We start from the raw sequence: 15,919 nt of genomic DNA, 5'->3' as shown, positions 1-15,919 counted from the left end.
GCAGTATATGCTTGAAAGTCGATTTACGCTGAGAAGCAACCTTCCAGAGCTGATATACCAGGAGTTATGGGGGTTATTATTAGCTTATAATTTAATACGTTATAAAATGATTTTAATGGCCAAGTCGCTTAAAAGCGTCTTTCCAAATCAACTGAGCTTTCGAGATGCCTCATCTCATATTATCAATCAACTCACCAATATGTCGTTATATGCCCCTGGAAATGTCCCAAGATTTATTTTAGACATAGAGAGAAATGCTAAACAGTTTAAGCTAGAAGGTAGACGAGAAAGAAGTTATCCGAGGTGCCTAAAAGTCAGTAAAAATGGCTACCCGGTGGCAAAAAGAAAAAATGCCGCTCACCTTAAGTGAACGGCATTATGCAATTTGCAGCCCTTTTTGTTGTGTTAAACTCGTTGTTTTTAACCTATTGATTTTAAAAATTAAGGTTAATGTCCGATACGGTCGAGCTTTTGGATAAGCTCCATTTTGATGTTGTCAGGCGTTTGGCTGTGCCAGTATCCACCCACGTAAGCAAACAGTGGCACCATAAACATGACAGTAAGTAAGATAATCAATAATCCTCTGGTAGACAGGTTGATACCATTACGAGTACTAAGTTGTAATGCCTCTTTTTTAGGGCAAGCTGATACGCAGCGCATGCAAGCCTGGCATTCATCTGAACGAATATCTTTTTGAGTATGCACCGAAATATTAGCTGGACATGCTCGAGTGCATTTGTCGCATTTCATGCCTTTTGTTTCAATTAAACAATGTTGGCTGTCACGACGAATTTTAAACGGGCTTAAAAAGCTCACTAGGCCAAGTAGTGCACCGTATGGGCAAATATAGCGACAAAACCCCTGACGACGCCATGCGGCTAAGGCAAATATAACCCCAAAGCAGATTAACGCCACCATTGATGGCATGAGGAAAAAGGCAGCCATTTTAAGGTCGGCGACTTTGTGGTAATTACCTGACAAATAATGTGGAATACTGTTTGACGGCATTGAAATAACCAAAGCAAACAACGCGATTAATAGCAGGTATTTAAGCATTCTTAATGGCCAATCTAACCATGCTGGTGGTAATAGCTCTGCCTTAATAACGCGTTTTCTGAGTTTGTAAAGATACTCTCCTGCTAATCCTAATGGGCATGCCCAACCGCAAAATGCGCGCTTACACAGCACACCAGTAAGCAATACCACACACAACATCACCACGGCAGCAGGGTGGTTTTGGTCCCACAATCCTAAGGTTAAAATGGCTTTTAACTCAATGCCGCCTGCAATCGGTAAAAAGGCATCACCCACATCGGGTCGCATTAACCAGGGCGTTTCACCGGCGTACAATAGCCCTGCATTAATGGCGTACTGTACACCCACTAACAGCATTGAAAGCGCAAAAAAATGTTGGCTGAACTCTCTAATGGTATTGGGTCTAGCTTCGGCTGTTGCAAAGGCGGGTCGGTATTGCCCCACCGCGGTGACAACCAATACAGAGACTAATAAGATTAACAATAAAGGCCAAAAAAAACTCGCCAGGGTGGCGCCAACTAATAATGTTCCGCTGACCAGAGCGCCCCATTTTTTGCCACTCCAATACAATAGGCTAGTGCTATAAACTAGCGCCAGCATTAAGGTGATCGATTCTATTGTGCTCATGTAAACAATCCTGTAGATGATTGGAACTTGATATATGATAAATAGTGAGTGTTATGAGTGATGTGAACTAGATCGATAAAGACCTGCTGTTTTGTAATTCTTTGATCTATATTGTTTTGTTTTATTTTTGTAAATGATGTAACTCAGTTGTTTAGCTGGAACAAAACAAGCTTATGCTAATGTCATTAAGCTGTCTTATAGGTGAGTTAACCTATCACGATTATGTCGCCAATGAATGAGAGTGAATGGGTCAGTTTTCATTTGAACATTGTTTCTAAATCGATACTTTAAAGCGTTTAATTGCCCAACATCAGCATTTATTTCGGCATCAATCTTTGGCGGATTTGTATTATCGGGGTGAAATACTCTCGGTAACCGCAATTGAACTTGGTCAGCAGCAATCATCGTGCCCTACCGTATTGTTTGTCGGCGGAGTTCACTGCGTTGAGCGAATTGGTGCTCAAGTGGTATTGGCATTTTTAAGCAACTTATTAAATCGTCTTCCCTGGGACACGCATTTGCAGCAATTATTGAAACATGAGCGCTTAGCCTTTGTGCCAGTGGCCAATCCGGTGGGCTTTTTACGCAGCAGCCGTGGTAACGGTAATAACGTCGATTTAATGCGTAATGCGCCGATTGACTCTGACGAAGACATGACATTTTTAGTCTGGGCAACGAATATCCCCCAAACAGCCCTGGTATCGAGGCAAAGAGGGGATGGAAGTTGAGACTGAAGCACTCGTTAACTACGTCAAGTTACTACAGCATCAAAGCTGCAGCGTGATTGCGCTTGATGCTCATTCAGGTTTTGGCTTGCTAGACCATGTGTGATTCTCCCATGCACATACTCGCCAACCGTTTGAGGGCATATATCAATTAATGCAGTTGTTTGGGCCTGGCTACCCGCATCATGGTCATTATCGTTTAGCGCCGCAAGCGCCGTTTTATCAGGCTCAATTACACCGGCTAGACGATTGTGGTCATGATGCAAGTCTTGACCAGCCGCAGCAATTACTGCAGATATTAATGGAATTGGTATAAAGCGTTAGCGTTGCCATTTATCAATATCGTCTTGCCAGGCATTGGCCGTAAAGTCGATAAAGGCGCGAACCACATTTTGTTGATAACTACGCGACAAATACACTGCCCATAAGGTTTTACCCGGCGTCGTCGTGCGGGGTAATACATCAATTAACTCACCTTGTTCAAGGTAGGTGTTGGCTAAATCGGTTGGCAAACACACAATGCCATTTCCGCGCAATGCCGCTTTAATTAATACGCCCATTTCATTGGCTTGCAAGTGACCCTTTACCTCAAGTATGTGCGAGCGAGTCTCGTCAATCACTTCCCAGTGTTGTTGGCTCGAATGACGTAAGCAATTGTGCTGTAACAGGTCATGAGGTGCCAAAATGGCGTCATGTTGGGCTAAGTAGTCGGGTGAGGCGCATATTACGTTGTCGATGTGCATTAAGCGTCTGGCGATTAAACTCTCATCGGGCTGATGGGTATAACGCAATGCAATATCGACTCTGTCGCTAACCAATTGCGAAATATTATCAGACAGTAATAACTGAATATTCACTTTTGGGTGTTGTTGGCAAAACGCTTCAACCACATCAAAGAGTTTATGCTGCCCAAGTCCGATTGGAGAGGCAATACGAATGCTGCCAACCAATTCATTATTGTGGCTGTTGGCGCGGCTTTCCATGGCGGCCACTTCACTTAAAATACGTTGGCAATAGTTGAGCGCTTCTTCACCTTGTAGGGTTAAACTCACGCGGCGAGTGGTGCGGTGCAACAAACGTAGCGCAAGCCACTGCTCAACGTCTTTAATGTGCCGAGACACCTGTAAGCGGCTTAACCCAAGTTGTTCAGCCGCCTGTGTAAAGCTGCCACAGTTGGCGACTTCAACAAAGCTGCGTATGGCTGATATCTTGTCCATGACTCTCCTGGTGTTTGGTTTGCGTAAGCTTATAAGTTGTCGAGGTCGGCTAACAGCACTTCGGCTTTATGGATAATAGCTTGTTGGGTGTCAGCGTTCATCTTTTGCCAGTTTTTATACACCATTGTCATGCGCGGATTACGGCCAAAGTGTTGTTGATGGCGCTGAATAAAGTGCCAATATAAACTATTGAAAGGGCAGGCGTTAGCTTCTGTTTTAAGTTTGACATTGTAATGACAGCTTTTGCAATAGTCGCCCATTTTATTGAGGTAGTTACCACTGGCGGCATAAGGTTTAGTGGCAACAATACCGCCGTCGGCAAATTGAGTCATACCACGGGTGTTAGGCATTTCTACCCACTCAATGGCATCAATGTAAATGCCTAAATACCATTGGTCGACTTCGTCTGGATTAATGCCAGCGAGTAAACTAAAACAGCCCGTCACCATTAACCGTTGAATATGATGGGCATAGGCAAAGTCGAGAGACTGCTTAATCGCGTGGTGCATGCAGTTCATCTTAGTGTTAGCCGTCCAAAAATACCCAGGTAATGGTCTTTGCGCTTGTAAGGCATTTTGGGTTGCGTAGCCTGGCATATTGATCCAATAAATCCCGCGGACATATTCACGCCAGCCTAAAATTTGCCGCACAAATCCTTCTACTTGTGTCAGTGATATCTCGGTTTGATTGGCTTGCCAATGGCTAATGACTTTATTGATGACTTCGCCTGGTGAAAGGATTTTAGCGTTAATGGCAAACGATAAACGCGAATGGTACAGACTCCAATCTGCCTGGCTGTTTTCGGTCATGGCATCTTGAAAACGGCCAAAGCGAATTAATAAATGATGGCAAAAAAAATCAAGTAACTGCCGAGATTGACGGCGATTAACTGGCCACAATAGTTGGTTTTCAGCTTTGCCTATTGTTGCGACGTGATGCCGCTCAAGCCGGCTAATAATGTTGCTCACATCATTGGCAAATAACAAAGGCGACGGAATATCATTAAGGTCGGCTTTTTTTAAATTTTCACGATTTTGTTGGTCAAAATTCCATTGGCCGCCTAAGGGCTCATCGTCTTGCATTAGCACATTAAAGCGCTTGCGCATGCGGCGATAAAAGAACTCCATTTTAACGTGCTTATTGGCGGTAAATTCACGTTTAATATCGTCAAAAGGCAACAAAAAATGCTCGCTGTCATGGCAGGTACTTTTAATGCCTGGCAATGATAATTCGCTGAGTTGTTTTGCTAAACGGTATTCATCAGGCTGTTGATATTCAATGGTATTGAGCTGGTGCTGAGTACAGATATGCTCAAGCAGTGTTGGCAAATCTGAAAATGGTTGAGTTTCATCTAACGTTAAATACATCACCTGATGGCCGCAGTGAGCTAAAGCGTCGGCAAACTGCGCCATGGCAGCAAAAAAAGCACACACTTTTTGCACATGATGCTTAACGTAAGCGGTTTCTTGTTTGAGCTCGGCAATCACATACACCACAGTCGGGTCGACGTGTTTAAACCAGCTGTGAGAGGCATTGAGTTGGTCGCCTAAAATGAGCCGCAATGTGTGAGTTTGTGGTGACAGTGAGGCCGAAATCGTGTTGTAAACAGTTGTCATTTTATTCCTTTAAATCAGCTTTGTGGCGGCGGCAACGTTCGGAGCAATATTTAACATGCTCCCAATCTTTAACCCATTTTTTGCGCCATGCAAATGGGCGCAGACATACTAGACAGGTTTTATGCTCAAGATGTGGTTTTTTATGTGCCATGCTGTTGCCTTGTGCGTTTAGGCTTTGGACGTACGTGGCGTGTTAACACCGCAGCAATGTGTTGTTGTACTTGCGGTTTATCGCGATAAGACCATAAACGATCGCGAGCGGCTTGCGAGGCTAAGGAGATGTCTATCATCGGCTCTGGGTAATCTCGACCTAATATCACGTCATTAAAAATTGCTTCCATTGGCGGCTGTAACCAGGGCTGGTGGATATATTCATTGGGTAAATTGTTAAGCTCTGGACACCATTGGCGAATAAAATCGCCTCGTGGATCCTGATCTTGAGACTGCTTTATCGGGTTGTACAATCTAATGGTATTAATGCCAGTAACCGAGGCTTGCATTTGCAGCTGTGGATAATGAATACCCGGCTCGAAATCGAGAAAGTAATTGGCTAATGGCAAGCTGGCTAACTGCCAGTGAATGTTTAAATGGTGGGTTACAAAGCTAACGAGCATGGCACGCATTCTAAAATTAATATAACCGGTTTGACGTAAACAGCGCATGCACGCATCGATAATTGGAATGCCGGTTTGCCCTTCTGCCCAGCGCTGAATATCTCGCTCGACATCGTCATCATTACGATAAGGGAAATCCTCATAACCTGGATTAACAGGCGTAAACTCCATGCTGCATTGGCTTTCAAACTTTTGCATAAAATGACAGTGCCAATGCAATCTAGACATCATTGCGAGCAGAGGTTTTTTCCAGGCTCTATTGCTGGTTTGTACCACTTGATAACGAGTCATTGTCGCCTGATAAACCTGCCTTAAACTGATATTTCCCCACGCTAAATACGGAGATAAACGCGAGCAATGGGTTCGGCTCAGACTTGGGCTTGAAATACTGCGTTGATAATCTTTACCGCGATGAGTTAAAAAACTGCTCAGTATGGCTCTTGCTTGTTTAGGGCCGCCGGATTGAAAGTTATCGTTTGGCTCGGTTATTTCGCCCTTGAGCTCAATGACCTGGCTATCTGTAAATGGCTGAAATTGGCACTGCTGCCAATTAGGTACTGCAATAGGGCTGGCCATGACTTGTTGCCAATGCTGATCCCACGCCAGGCGATGTCGACGCCCACGAATAACCGCGCCTGTCGGAGATTGTTGCCATTGAATGGCATGCTGCTGGCACCAATTGGCAACGGCTTTGTCGCGCTCAAAAGTGTTGTTTAGGCCGATTTCCTGGTGGCTAAATAGCGTGTTAATAGTAAATACTTCAGCCAGCTTTTCGAGTAAATTAAGCATTGGCATGGCAAACACATGCACCCGGCCATGATAGCGGCTAAGTTGTTGATTCATATCTTGCAGTGACTGCCACACAAAGCGCCAATGGCGATCATTATAATGGGAGTCTTCCAGCATTAATGGCTCAAAGTTATATATCAGCAAACAAGGCAAATGATGATTAAAGGCTTCAACTAGCGGCGGGTGATCAGACAAGCGCAAGTCGCGTTTAAACCAGACAACATTGATTGCTTGTTTGTGGCTACTGAGCATGGTCCTAAAGCCTCGTGATCGATAAATAACCCTTATTTAAAATCAAATACGTTACTTCTAGCCGTTTAGATTGCTTTATTTGATCTTTCTTTTATCTTGATTAGTATCCTTAATTGAAACAATTAAGCGTATTAATGACTATTTATCTCAAAGTTTGTCATCTATAAACTGGCTTCATTGTTAATGACCAGAGTGAGACAGAAAAATGAAACTAGCAGTATTAGGCGCAACAGGTTGGATTGGTGGAACTATCATGCAACAGGTGATTAGTCGCGGTCATGAGGTTATTGCCGTGGTGCGTGACGCCAGCAAAGTGGCGCAAGATGTGCCTGTTCGTACCCTTGATATTACCCAAATGTCAGCACAAGATGTTGCTACCGCGTTTGCAGATGTTGATGTGGTTATCGCCTCTATCGGTGGCCGCGCCGCACAAAATCATCAAATCGTTGCGCAAACCGCACTGCAGTTATTGCAACATTTACCGCAAGCTGGCTCAACTCGTTTGTTGTGGGTTGGTGGTGCTGGTAGCCTAGAAGTTGCCCCTGGGGTGACTTTAGTCTCAACCCCTGAGTTTCCTGAAGAGTACAAAGCCGAAGCCATTGCGCAAGGTGAAGCACTCGCTGTATTTCGCAGTACAGATTCTGCTGTAAAGTGGACTTATGTGAGCCCTGCAGCGATTATTTTTCCGGGTGAGTCTGAAGCGCCATACCGTCTAGGCGGCGATGAGTTCTTTACCGATGCACAAGGTCAAAGCCGTGTATCAGTAGTCGATTATGCTAAAGCCATGGTTGATGAAGCCGAAAATGCTAAGCATATTAACCAGCGTATTAGTGTTGCTTACTAGGGGGCGTGAGTGAGATTGACGTGATTTGACAGAACAGGCTCAAGTAGCCTGTTTTGTTTTTTTATATGATTTTCTAGATAGCGCTTTCGCTATTGTATCTTGCGGTATAATGAGCGAGTGCTAATACCGGCTAATGCAGCGGCTTTATCTTTATCGCCATCGACACTGTCAATGAGGTGCTTTAGGTAGTTAAGCTCATTCTTTTTCAAATCTGTTGTTGTACCTGAATCCCCACTAATTTTACGATCGATCTCAAGACAGGTTTTAATCACATGACGATCAATTATCGGCGTGTTTGATAAAACTAATGCGCGAGACAAAATATTACGTAGCTCTCTAATATTGCCCATAAAATCATGTTTTTTGAGCAAGCTGATGGCGCAATCTGTCACGCTATATTGACCACTTTGGTCAATTCGTTGAAGAATGGTTTTTGTTAACAATGGGATATCTTGTTTGCGTTCATTTAAAGAGGGGATATGAATCGGAAAAACATTGATACGATAGTATAAGTCTCGCCTAAATTCGCCCCGTTCTACCATGGCTAAAATATCTTGGTGTGTTGCGCAAATCAGTCTGAAATCTGAACGCCTGGTTTCTTTTCCACCAACGGGACGATAAGTGCCGGTTTCAATAAGTCGTAACAGTTTGATTTGTAATTCATAAGGCACGTCGCCAATTTCATCTAAAAACAATGTCCCGCCGTGGGCCACTTCAACCAGACCTTGTTTATTGTACAGCGCGCCAGTAAACGCGCCTTTTATATGGCCAAATAACTCACTTTCAAACAAGGTTTCGGTCAAACCAGAGCATTCTAAAATCACCATAGGGTGTTCTTTTCGATTACTGGCGAGATGCACTGCCGCCGCCGCGATTTCTTTACCGCTTCCGGTTTCGCCCACTAATAACACCGATGCTTCAGTCGGTGCAACGCGGGTAATATTTTCGACTAGTTGATTAAATGCAGGGCTGGCGCCAACCATTTCATTCTTGCCAATTTTGGGGTTGGCTTGGGTGACCGACTTTAACAACTCAATAAAGAATTTGACCTTACCCTTGTCGTTTAAAATGGGCAAAATTTCAATGTCGATATGCTCTTTACCATGTGGCGAATGATGAATATGCAGTACTCGCTCTTTTTTGCCAGAAGCAGATGCGAGCGATAATGGACATGTTTCTCCAGCCTGATCACAAGGGACATCATTAGCATGAGACACCTTGTAGCAATAAGCCTTTTGGCTCTGATCGATTGCCCCGTAACTTTCAAGATAGTGTTTATTCGTTGCCAATATTTGGTATTGCGGGGTGACCAACATTGCTGGGCAATCATAAGCATTTAGCATAATGGCAAAATCTTTATTGCCTTGTTTTTGGCTAATACGCATAACTGACTCCATTTTTGTCAACAAAATTGTCACTTATGACAATTATGTTAACAAAAACAAAAACTATGTATACCAATCAAACACATAAACTTGATATTTATCAGTGTTTATCGAAAATTTTTTGTGCGGGTATCATTATGGCGCGGTCATTGCTGTATATAAATTATCCAATTAATTTTGGGGTTAAGTGATAGAAAACTAACAATAATATTTTTCATTTAATAATGACAATAAGGAAATTTTATTATGAAATTTAAAAAGCTACTCTATTGTATGGCCGCTGCTTACCTGTCCACAACTGGATTTTCAGTTGCTTTAGCTAGTGATGTTCTCGCGTTGTCGCCCCATGATGAAGGTGGAGTACTCACTGAAGATTTAGCTGCAAAAGGTAAAATAAAAAGATTGCCTAATGGTGATTTAATTAGTGCCTATGCTTATGGCGATAGTCAGAGTAAAACGGTTTATGACCTGAAAGCGCAAAGGGAGCGCCCAGCGCAGGATATCTTTATTCGCGTATCAAAGGATGAGGGGGCAACTTGGAGTGAGCCTGTTAATATTTCTGACACGGCACGTAAAACATCAAAACAAAGTTATTGGGAAGCGGATATAAATGGAGATATTTCTCTCGCTGATTTTTATGGTGATTCCGGAAAGCCAAACATCTTTGCTGCTGGTGGTCATGTAGCTGTGACTTGGGCAGATAAATACTGTCCCGCAGTCGGTGTCGATGAGACTAGTCTTGATGATGATATCCCTGATTATAATTACCACCAGGGGGCTGCTACTTATCTTGACCGTGAAGGAAGACAGCTGCCTTTTAGTTGTACTTACATTGCCTATACTAAAAATCCTAGCGCAGTAGATGCTGATGGTGAGCCTACAGGCGGTACTTGGAAGCGGGAGCAATTAAGCTTTGGTGAACGTGATGCCAAACAAAATGTACCGCGTGCAACTGGTTACAGTAACAGCACAAAAGTCGCGTGGAATGTAGTCTGGCAAGAAGACCCGGCAGGGTTAAAAACCGGCTCAGCAGATGGCCCCGGAGATGGTGCCAGTGGTGCTAATGTTAATAAAGGTACCGATATTTGGTATACCTACATTGAAGATATGAAGGCACCGGCTCTTGCTGATATTAATTTTGCCGCCAATGTTTCTCGTGTCACCAATAATTTTAAGAAGTTCAAAAAACGTGAGGGCGATGATGTTGTTACAGAGCTAACAGGTAAGCTGGATCCGATTTGTGCAGCCAACCCTGATTGTGTAGATGCTCAACCATTATTGGTAGAAACAGGTAAAGAAGGCGCATCACGTCCCAATTTAGGGATGATGCAAGTGCCTGGACAGAAACCGGTTACTATTATTGCCTATGAAGAAACCAAGGGCGGCGGTGAAGGTGTCGATTTTGGTAAGGTAGTGCGTTATCACCGCTTCACGTTTGACCAGCCACCCGCAAGTTATATTAATGTCGCTTTTAGCTCCGGTTTGCAAAAAGGTGGCAGCTCAACGGGTAATTCTAAAAACCAGAACCAGCCCGGTTCTAAGGGCAATTTTACTGCTAATGAAAAGCAAGATACTGGCCCTGATCCACAAAGTGAATATCCTGACACCGAAGGTGCTGTTAGTGACGTTTACCAGTCACCTGATTGGGAAGACCCAGCACGTATTGGTTGTGTGATTAGTAATCCTGCAGAAAATGCTCGACGTGTACGTTTCTTCGGGAATCAGGTTGCTGGTATGGATGAAAGTATTAATCAGAACGGGACCAAGTGGATGATCTTTTGGAAAGAAGGTGCATACGACAAAGGTGGCCCTTCAGATATTGTCGGTCGTATAGGTAAAGTTGGTACAGAGGCTGTAAATACAGGTTTAACCCCAGTTGATTTAATACCTGCAGTAGATACCAGTTTTACAACATTTACCCGTTATGTACTCACCTCAACCGGCACCGTCGTTTATCCTGATGGCGCTGGAGGCTATGTTGATGGTGTTGGTAATGTGGTTGACGTTGCCGAAGGTGATGCTGTACTAGATGTTACTTATGAGGAAGCAGGTGGTTGTAATTACTATTTGACTGATGATGATCGAAACCACGTTCCGCCCATCAAACTCTCAGATCGAATTAACAATCCAGGCGCAATGAACCTAAGTACTAATTCTTTAGCTGAAGTAACAAGTGACGATACAACCAAGACTATTGAAGCCTTAACTATCACCACCGAGAATAATAATCTCGAAGATGCACGTGCACATCGTGGTGCTATCCGCGGTGATACTATCTTGTTTGGTTACAGTTATACATCAGATTGGGCACTAGCTAAGTACACAACCGAAGATAACTATAACTTCTTTACTCGTCGTAGTTATGACGGTGGCCATACTTGGACAGGCACCCAAAACTTGACTAACTATTTACCAGAGTTTGAAGTTGACATTAAAGAGCCACGGATTGTGGGTGCACCTAGTAGTACCTCTGCTTGCGACCCTGTTAATGCTCCTGATGGTGAAAATTGCCAAGATCCTAATACCTTTATCGTTGCTTGGGGGTCTATCAAAAATACCTTAGCGCATATTGGTATGGGTACAGAGCTTGATGTGTTTGTCACCAAAACCAGAGATGGCGGCCGTACTTACGAACCTCTTAAATTGTTATCTGCCAATATTACCGTGCCATTAGATCCAGAAGGCGAACCGGACTTTGAATCACAACTTACAATGAAACCTAACGGTGACAATTTGTATGCGGTATGGATGGAAACCTCAACTGATGCAGCAGGGTATGAAGATACCGTGGTGAGGTATCGTGCTGAAGCTGATCTTGAAGATGCAGGCGCGCCTATGACGTTACTTGATGATGGCACCTACATTTACAACTATACCCAGCCTATTACCGTAGACCAGGGAAGTGTAACCGGCCTTGTAGTGTCTAAAACCACTGCAACCGGAGATGAGTATACTTATCCTATGCCACAATTTAGCTACAACGTTACAGGCCTTGTTGAGGGTAGTACGATAGCCGTAACCATTAATTTTGGCAGTGCATTACCCAAAGATATTGTGTTGCTTAAAGTTAAGACTGATGGCACTACGGTTGAGGTTGATGAAGCTGATTGGCAGCTTATTGGCGATAACTTGATACAAGTGAGTATCACTGATGGCGGAGCCCTTGATGAAGATGGTGAAGCCAATGGTACTATTGTCGACCCCGTCACAGTGGGAGTACTGAGTTCAACAGCAACTACCACATCTGGCAGTAGCAGTGGTGGTAGCTTAGGGTTACTTGAATTGCTACTAGGTGTCTTTGGACTTGGGCTATTGACCCGCAGAAGCAAAAACTAACGAATCATTAGTTTGATTTAATCGTGTTAGCGAAAGCCTCCTTCAACAAAGGGGGCTTTTTTTGCGCAGAGTCACGCCCGATATGTGCTGGGTTATTTTGCGCTCAATATATTTGAAAATAGTTATCAATGGCCTGCATACAAGTATTTAGTGCAAATAGGCTTAAATGATATGATATCTGTCATATTTTGACTAAGCTCAAACTCACCCAAAATTTCGTCCTATATTAGGGCGCACAACTTTATCGTTTTTCTGCATTACTGGAGACAAATTTCATGACCAATGCGAATGTGGATGCCGCACAATTATCTACAAAGCCATCACAAGATGGTTTTCACATGCCAGCCGAATGGGCGGCTCAGCAAGCTGTGTGGATGCTTTGGCCATATCGCCCAGACAACTGGCGCGCAGCAGGGGCTTATGCTCAAGCAACATTTGCAAACGTTGCCGATGCCATAGGTGCTGTAACGCCTGTATACATGGGCGTTCCCAAGGCATTTTTAGCACAGGCCAAAACGGTTATGCCTGCTCATGTGACCTTGGTTGAAATCGATAGCGACGATTGCTGGGCACGTGATACTGGCCCGACAGTTGTGGTAAATGCCAAGGGCGATCGCCGTGGTATTGACTGGGGCTTTAATGCCTGGGGTGGTCATAACGGTGGTTTGTACTCTCCATGGGACAAAGACGAGCAAGTTGCACAGCAAATGAGTGTACAACATGGGTTTGCTGCTTATCGTGCACCGCTTATTCTTGAAGGTGGCTCGATTCATGTCGACGGTGAAGGCACCTGTATGACCAGTGCTGAGTGTTTACTTAACAGCAACCGCAACCCCGATTTGACTCGTGAGCAGATAGAAGCTTATTTGTCTGAGTATTTAAATGTGCAGCAGTTTATCTGGTTGGAAGATGGCGTGTACATGGATGAGACCGACGGACATATCGATAATATATGTTGTTTTGCTCGACCAGGCGAAGTGATTTTACATTGGACTGATGATCAAAACGATCCACAGTATCCTCGCTCAAAAGCGGCTTTAGATGTGTTACAAAATGCGGTAGATGCACAAGGGCGTAAATTAAAAATTCATTTAATGCCACAACCAGGTCCCTTGTATTGCACCGAAGAAGAAGCCCAAGGCGTAGAAGAGGGCACGGGTGTACCACGCACGGCGGGTGAGCGCTTAGCGGGTTCTTACGTGAACTTTTTAATTACCAATCAGCGCATTGTGTTCCCACTGCTTGACCCTGCAACAGATGATATTGCTGCGCAAAAATTACAAGATATTTTCCCAGAGTATGAGATTGTGGGTGTACCAGCGCGTGAGATTTTATTAGGCGGCGGTAATATTCATTGTATTACCCAGCAAATTCCTTTTGGACAATAAATAAAAACCTAGACCAAAAACCAAAGGATGACAGTTGACATTAAGTCACTGTCTTTCATTATATTTATCTTTAAGAGCAATTAACCTTTTACACAATTGCCTTTCAAGAAGAGGTTTTAATATGTTCGAAGTTACTGAGATTTCTATTTCGGAGTTACGTGCCGCGCTCGGTTCGGGCCGCACTACATCAGTTGAACTGGTTAAGTCATATTTAGCGCGAGTGGATGCTTACGACGGCCCAGCCACAGAGACTAAGCTAAATGCTTTAGTCGTGCGCAATCAAGATGCGCTAAAAGAAGCCGAGGCTTCGGATGCGCGAAGGGCTCGAGGTGAAACACTAAGCCCACTAGACGGCATTCCTTATACTGTAAAAGACAGCTATTTGGTTAAGGGGTTAACGGCCGCGTCTGGCAGCCCTGCATTTAAAGATTTAGTGGCCCAATACGATGCTTTTGCCGTTGAACGTCTGCGTGCAGCAGGGGCAATATGCCTCGGTAAAACTAACATGCCACCTATGGCAAATGGAGGCATGCAGCGTGGTCACTATGGCCGTGCCGAAAGTCCATACAATGCTAATTACCTTACCGCACCTTTCGCTTCTGGCTCTTCCAATGGTGCAGGTACTGGTACCGCCGCAAGTTATTCTGCTTTTGGCTTAGCCGAAGAGACATGGTCAAGCGGCCGCGGCCCTGCATCAAATAACGGTTTGTGTGCCTACACGCCCTCGCGCGGGGTGATTTCTGTGCGCGGTAACTGGCCACTGACCCCGACTATGGATGTCGTTGTGCCTTACACTCGCACCATGGCAGACATGCTAGAAGTGCTTGACGTGATTGTTGCCGACGACCCAATAACTCGCGGTGACTTATGGCGCCTGCAACCCTGGGTTGAAATCCCCAAAGCCTCTACAGTGCGTCCACAATCTTATCTGGATCTTGCCGCTCAAGCTGGCACGCTTCAAGGTAAACGTTTCGGATTGCCACGCATGTTTATCAATAAAGATGAATTGGCTGGTACCAGCGAAAACCCAGGTATTGGCGGCCCAACGGGTCAGCGCATCAATACCCGTGCATCGGTAATCGACCTTTGTGAAGCGGCTCGTAAAGCATTGGTAGCCGCTGGTGCTGAAGTTGTTGAAGTTGATTTCCCGCTGGTATCAAATTGTGAAGGTGACCGCCCAGGTGCGCCAACCGTGTACAACCGCGGCATAGTGACGCCTGAGTTTTTGGAAGATGAGCTGTGGGAGCTTTCTGGCTGGGCTTTAGATGAATTCTTGCGCGCCAATAATGACCCTAAATTAAATAAACTATCTGACGTGAACGGCCATTTGATTTTCCCCCATGACTTAGGCACTTTGCCAAATCGTGAAGGGGATTTAGCTGCAGGCATGGATGAATACGTCAACATGGCCAAAAGAGGGCTTAAGTCGTATAACCAAATCGACAGTGTACCCGATGGTTTGCGCGGCCTAGAAAAAACCCGCAAGTTGGATTTAGAAGACTGGATGGATGAGCTAAAACTCGATGCCGTGTTGTTCCCAACGGTTGCTGATGTTGGCCCTGCTGATGCACATGTAAACCCAGCGTCGGCAGATATTGCCTGGAGTAACGGTGTTTGGGTTGCTAACGGCAACCTGGCGATTCGTCACTTAGGTGTGCCGACAGTGACCGTACCGATGGGCGTGATGGCAGATATTGGCATGCCAGTTGGGTTAACGTTTGCAGGCCGAGCTTATGATGACAACAAGCTTTTAAGTTTTGCGAGTGCATTTGAATCGACAGGCAACAAGCGCGTTATTCCTCCACGCACGCCAGCGCTGGCTAAATAAATACTAAAGCTAATTACTCTACATAAGCGCTGAATACGCATATGCGACAACGGGATTGGTTTGTAAAAGCCAATCCCGTTTTTATCGCTCAGGTTTTGCAAATGTATTACTTAACATGCATTTAGTTGTTTAAACTTTAATCCACAAAAAGCGTTTAAGCGCACACATCGTAGATCTATTTAGCTGTGTAATCGTCGTCCCGGCAATGCTTTTTAGCCGGGATCCTGGTGTTAGCTTTTGTTGTTTTGTACTTATGGCCTGCG

The 15,919-nt window shown here is 44.5% G+C and carries 10 protein-coding genes and 2 pseudogenes; 6 read left to right on the top strand and 6 right to left on the bottom strand.

Features of this window, described 5'->3' with window-relative positions; all coding sequences use genetic code 11:
- A pseudogene (locus tag IEY42_RS12845) lies at positions 1–370 on the top strand (IS4 family transposase); the annotation flags it as partial.
- A 77-nt stretch (positions 371–447) separates the two neighbouring features.
- On the opposite strand, the gene IEY42_RS12840 reads toward IEY42_RS12845, so the two are convergent.
- Positions 448–1,662: a 4Fe-4S binding protein gene (locus IEY42_RS12840; protein WP_188925602.1), complete on the bottom strand. Its 1,215-nt coding sequence runs from the start codon at positions 1,660–1,662 to the stop codon at positions 448–450.
- Positions 1,663–1,940: 278 nt separating this feature from the next.
- On the opposite strand from IEY42_RS12840, the pseudogene IEY42_RS12835 reads away from it, so the two are divergent.
- Positions 1,941–2,703, top strand: a pseudogene (locus IEY42_RS12835) (M14 family zinc carboxypeptidase).
- A gap of 4 nt (positions 2,704–2,707) precedes the next feature.
- Here the strand turns inward: IEY42_RS12835 and IEY42_RS12830 are convergent.
- From IEY42_RS12830 to IEY42_RS12815, 4 genes are read right to left on the bottom strand one after another with little or no spacing between them, the layout of a single operon-like run.
- Positions 2,708–3,604, bottom strand: coding sequence for a LysR family transcriptional regulator (locus IEY42_RS12830; RefSeq protein ID WP_188925601.1), 897 nt, complete (start codon positions 3,602–3,604; stop codon positions 2,708–2,710).
- A 29-nt stretch (positions 3,605–3,633) separates the two neighbouring features.
- Complete coding sequence (locus IEY42_RS12825; protein ID WP_188925600.1) at positions 3,634–5,220, bottom strand: cryptochrome/photolyase family protein; 1,587 nt, start codon at positions 5,218–5,220, stop codon at positions 3,634–3,636.
- Between the two features lies 1 nt (position 5,221).
- Positions 5,222–5,371: a DUF2256 domain-containing protein gene (locus tag IEY42_RS12820; RefSeq protein WP_188925599.1), complete on the bottom strand. Its 150-nt coding sequence runs from the start codon at positions 5,369–5,371 to the stop codon at positions 5,222–5,224.
- Positions 5,361–6,875, bottom strand: coding sequence for a cryptochrome/deoxyribodipyrimidine photo-lyase family protein (locus IEY42_RS12815; RefSeq protein ID WP_188925598.1), 1,515 nt, complete (start codon positions 6,873–6,875; stop codon positions 5,361–5,363). Before IEY42_RS12815 ends, IEY42_RS12820 begins: the two co-directional genes overlap by 11 nt.
- Positions 6,876–7,080: 205 nt before the next feature.
- Here IEY42_RS12815 and IEY42_RS12810 point away from each other — a divergent pair, with 205 nt between their 5' ends.
- Positions 7,081–7,719 (top strand): NAD(P)-dependent oxidoreductase, encoded by a 639-nt coding sequence (locus IEY42_RS12810; RefSeq protein WP_188925597.1) that lies wholly within the window; start codon positions 7,081–7,083, stop codon positions 7,717–7,719.
- An 89-nt stretch (positions 7,720–7,808) separates the two neighbouring features.
- Here IEY42_RS12810 and IEY42_RS12805 read toward each other — a convergent pair whose 3' ends face one another.
- Positions 7,809–9,104, bottom strand: coding sequence for a sigma-54 interaction domain-containing protein (locus tag IEY42_RS12805; protein WP_188925596.1), 1,296 nt, complete (start codon positions 9,102–9,104; stop codon positions 7,809–7,811).
- A gap of 246 nt (positions 9,105–9,350) precedes the next feature.
- Here IEY42_RS12805 and IEY42_RS12800 point away from each other — a divergent pair, with 246 nt between their 5' ends.
- From IEY42_RS12800 to IEY42_RS12790, 3 genes are all read left to right on the top strand, one after another.
- Complete coding sequence (locus IEY42_RS12800) at positions 9,351–12,440, top strand: choice-of-anchor O protein (RefSeq protein ID WP_188925595.1); 3,090 nt, start codon at positions 9,351–9,353, stop codon at positions 12,438–12,440.
- A 275-nt stretch (positions 12,441–12,715) separates the two neighbouring features.
- The gene (gene aguA, locus IEY42_RS12795) at positions 12,716–13,828 is read left to right on the top strand and encodes an agmatine deiminase (RefSeq protein ID WP_188925594.1); all 1,113 of its coding nucleotides are present in this window, start codon (positions 12,716–12,718) and stop codon (positions 13,826–13,828) included.
- 121 nt (positions 13,829–13,949) lie between these two features.
- On the top strand, positions 13,950–15,656 hold the full coding sequence (locus tag IEY42_RS12790; protein WP_188925593.1) for an amidase: 1,707 nt from the start codon (positions 13,950–13,952) through the stop codon (positions 15,654–15,656).
- Positions 15,657–15,919 lie beyond the last annotated feature (263 nt).

The sequence above is a fragment of the Shewanella algicola genome (genome assembly GCF_014648035.1).
GTDB lineage: Bacteria > Pseudomonadota > Gammaproteobacteria > Enterobacterales > Shewanellaceae > Shewanella > Shewanella algicola.
This window is presented reverse-complemented; position numbering and strand designations above follow the sequence as displayed.

Excerpts from the sequence above, each read along its gene's own strand:
- IEY42_RS12840 (WP_188925602.1), bottom strand. The coding sequence starts at position 1,662 with ATGAGCACAATAGAATCGATCACCTTAATGCTGGCGCTAGTTTATAGC.
- IEY42_RS12830 (WP_188925601.1), bottom strand. The coding sequence starts at position 3,604 with ATGGACAAGATATCAGCCATACGCAGCTTTGTTGAAGTCGCCAACTGT.
- IEY42_RS12825 (WP_188925600.1), bottom strand. The coding sequence starts at position 5,220 with ATGACAACTGTTTACAACACGATTTCGGCCTCACTGTCACCACAAACT.
- IEY42_RS12820 (WP_188925599.1), bottom strand. The coding sequence starts at position 5,371 with ATGGCACATAAAAAACCACATCTTGAGCATAAAACCTGTCTAGTATGT.
- IEY42_RS12815 (WP_188925598.1), bottom strand. The coding sequence starts at position 6,875 with ATGCTCAGTAGCCACAAACAAGCAATCAATGTTGTCTGGTTTAAACGC.
- IEY42_RS12810 (WP_188925597.1), top strand. The coding sequence starts at position 7,081 with ATGAAACTAGCAGTATTAGGCGCAACAGGTTGGATTGGTGGAACTATC.
- IEY42_RS12805 (WP_188925596.1), bottom strand. The coding sequence starts at position 9,104 with ATGCGTATTAGCCAAAAACAAGGCAATAAAGATTTTGCCATTATGCTA.
- IEY42_RS12800 (WP_188925595.1), top strand. The coding sequence starts at position 9,351 with ATGAAATTTAAAAAGCTACTCTATTGTATGGCCGCTGCTTACCTGTCC.
- aguA (WP_188925594.1), top strand. The coding sequence starts at position 12,716 with ATGACCAATGCGAATGTGGATGCCGCACAATTATCTACAAAGCCATCA.
- IEY42_RS12790 (WP_188925593.1), top strand. The coding sequence starts at position 13,950 with ATGTTCGAAGTTACTGAGATTTCTATTTCGGAGTTACGTGCCGCGCTC.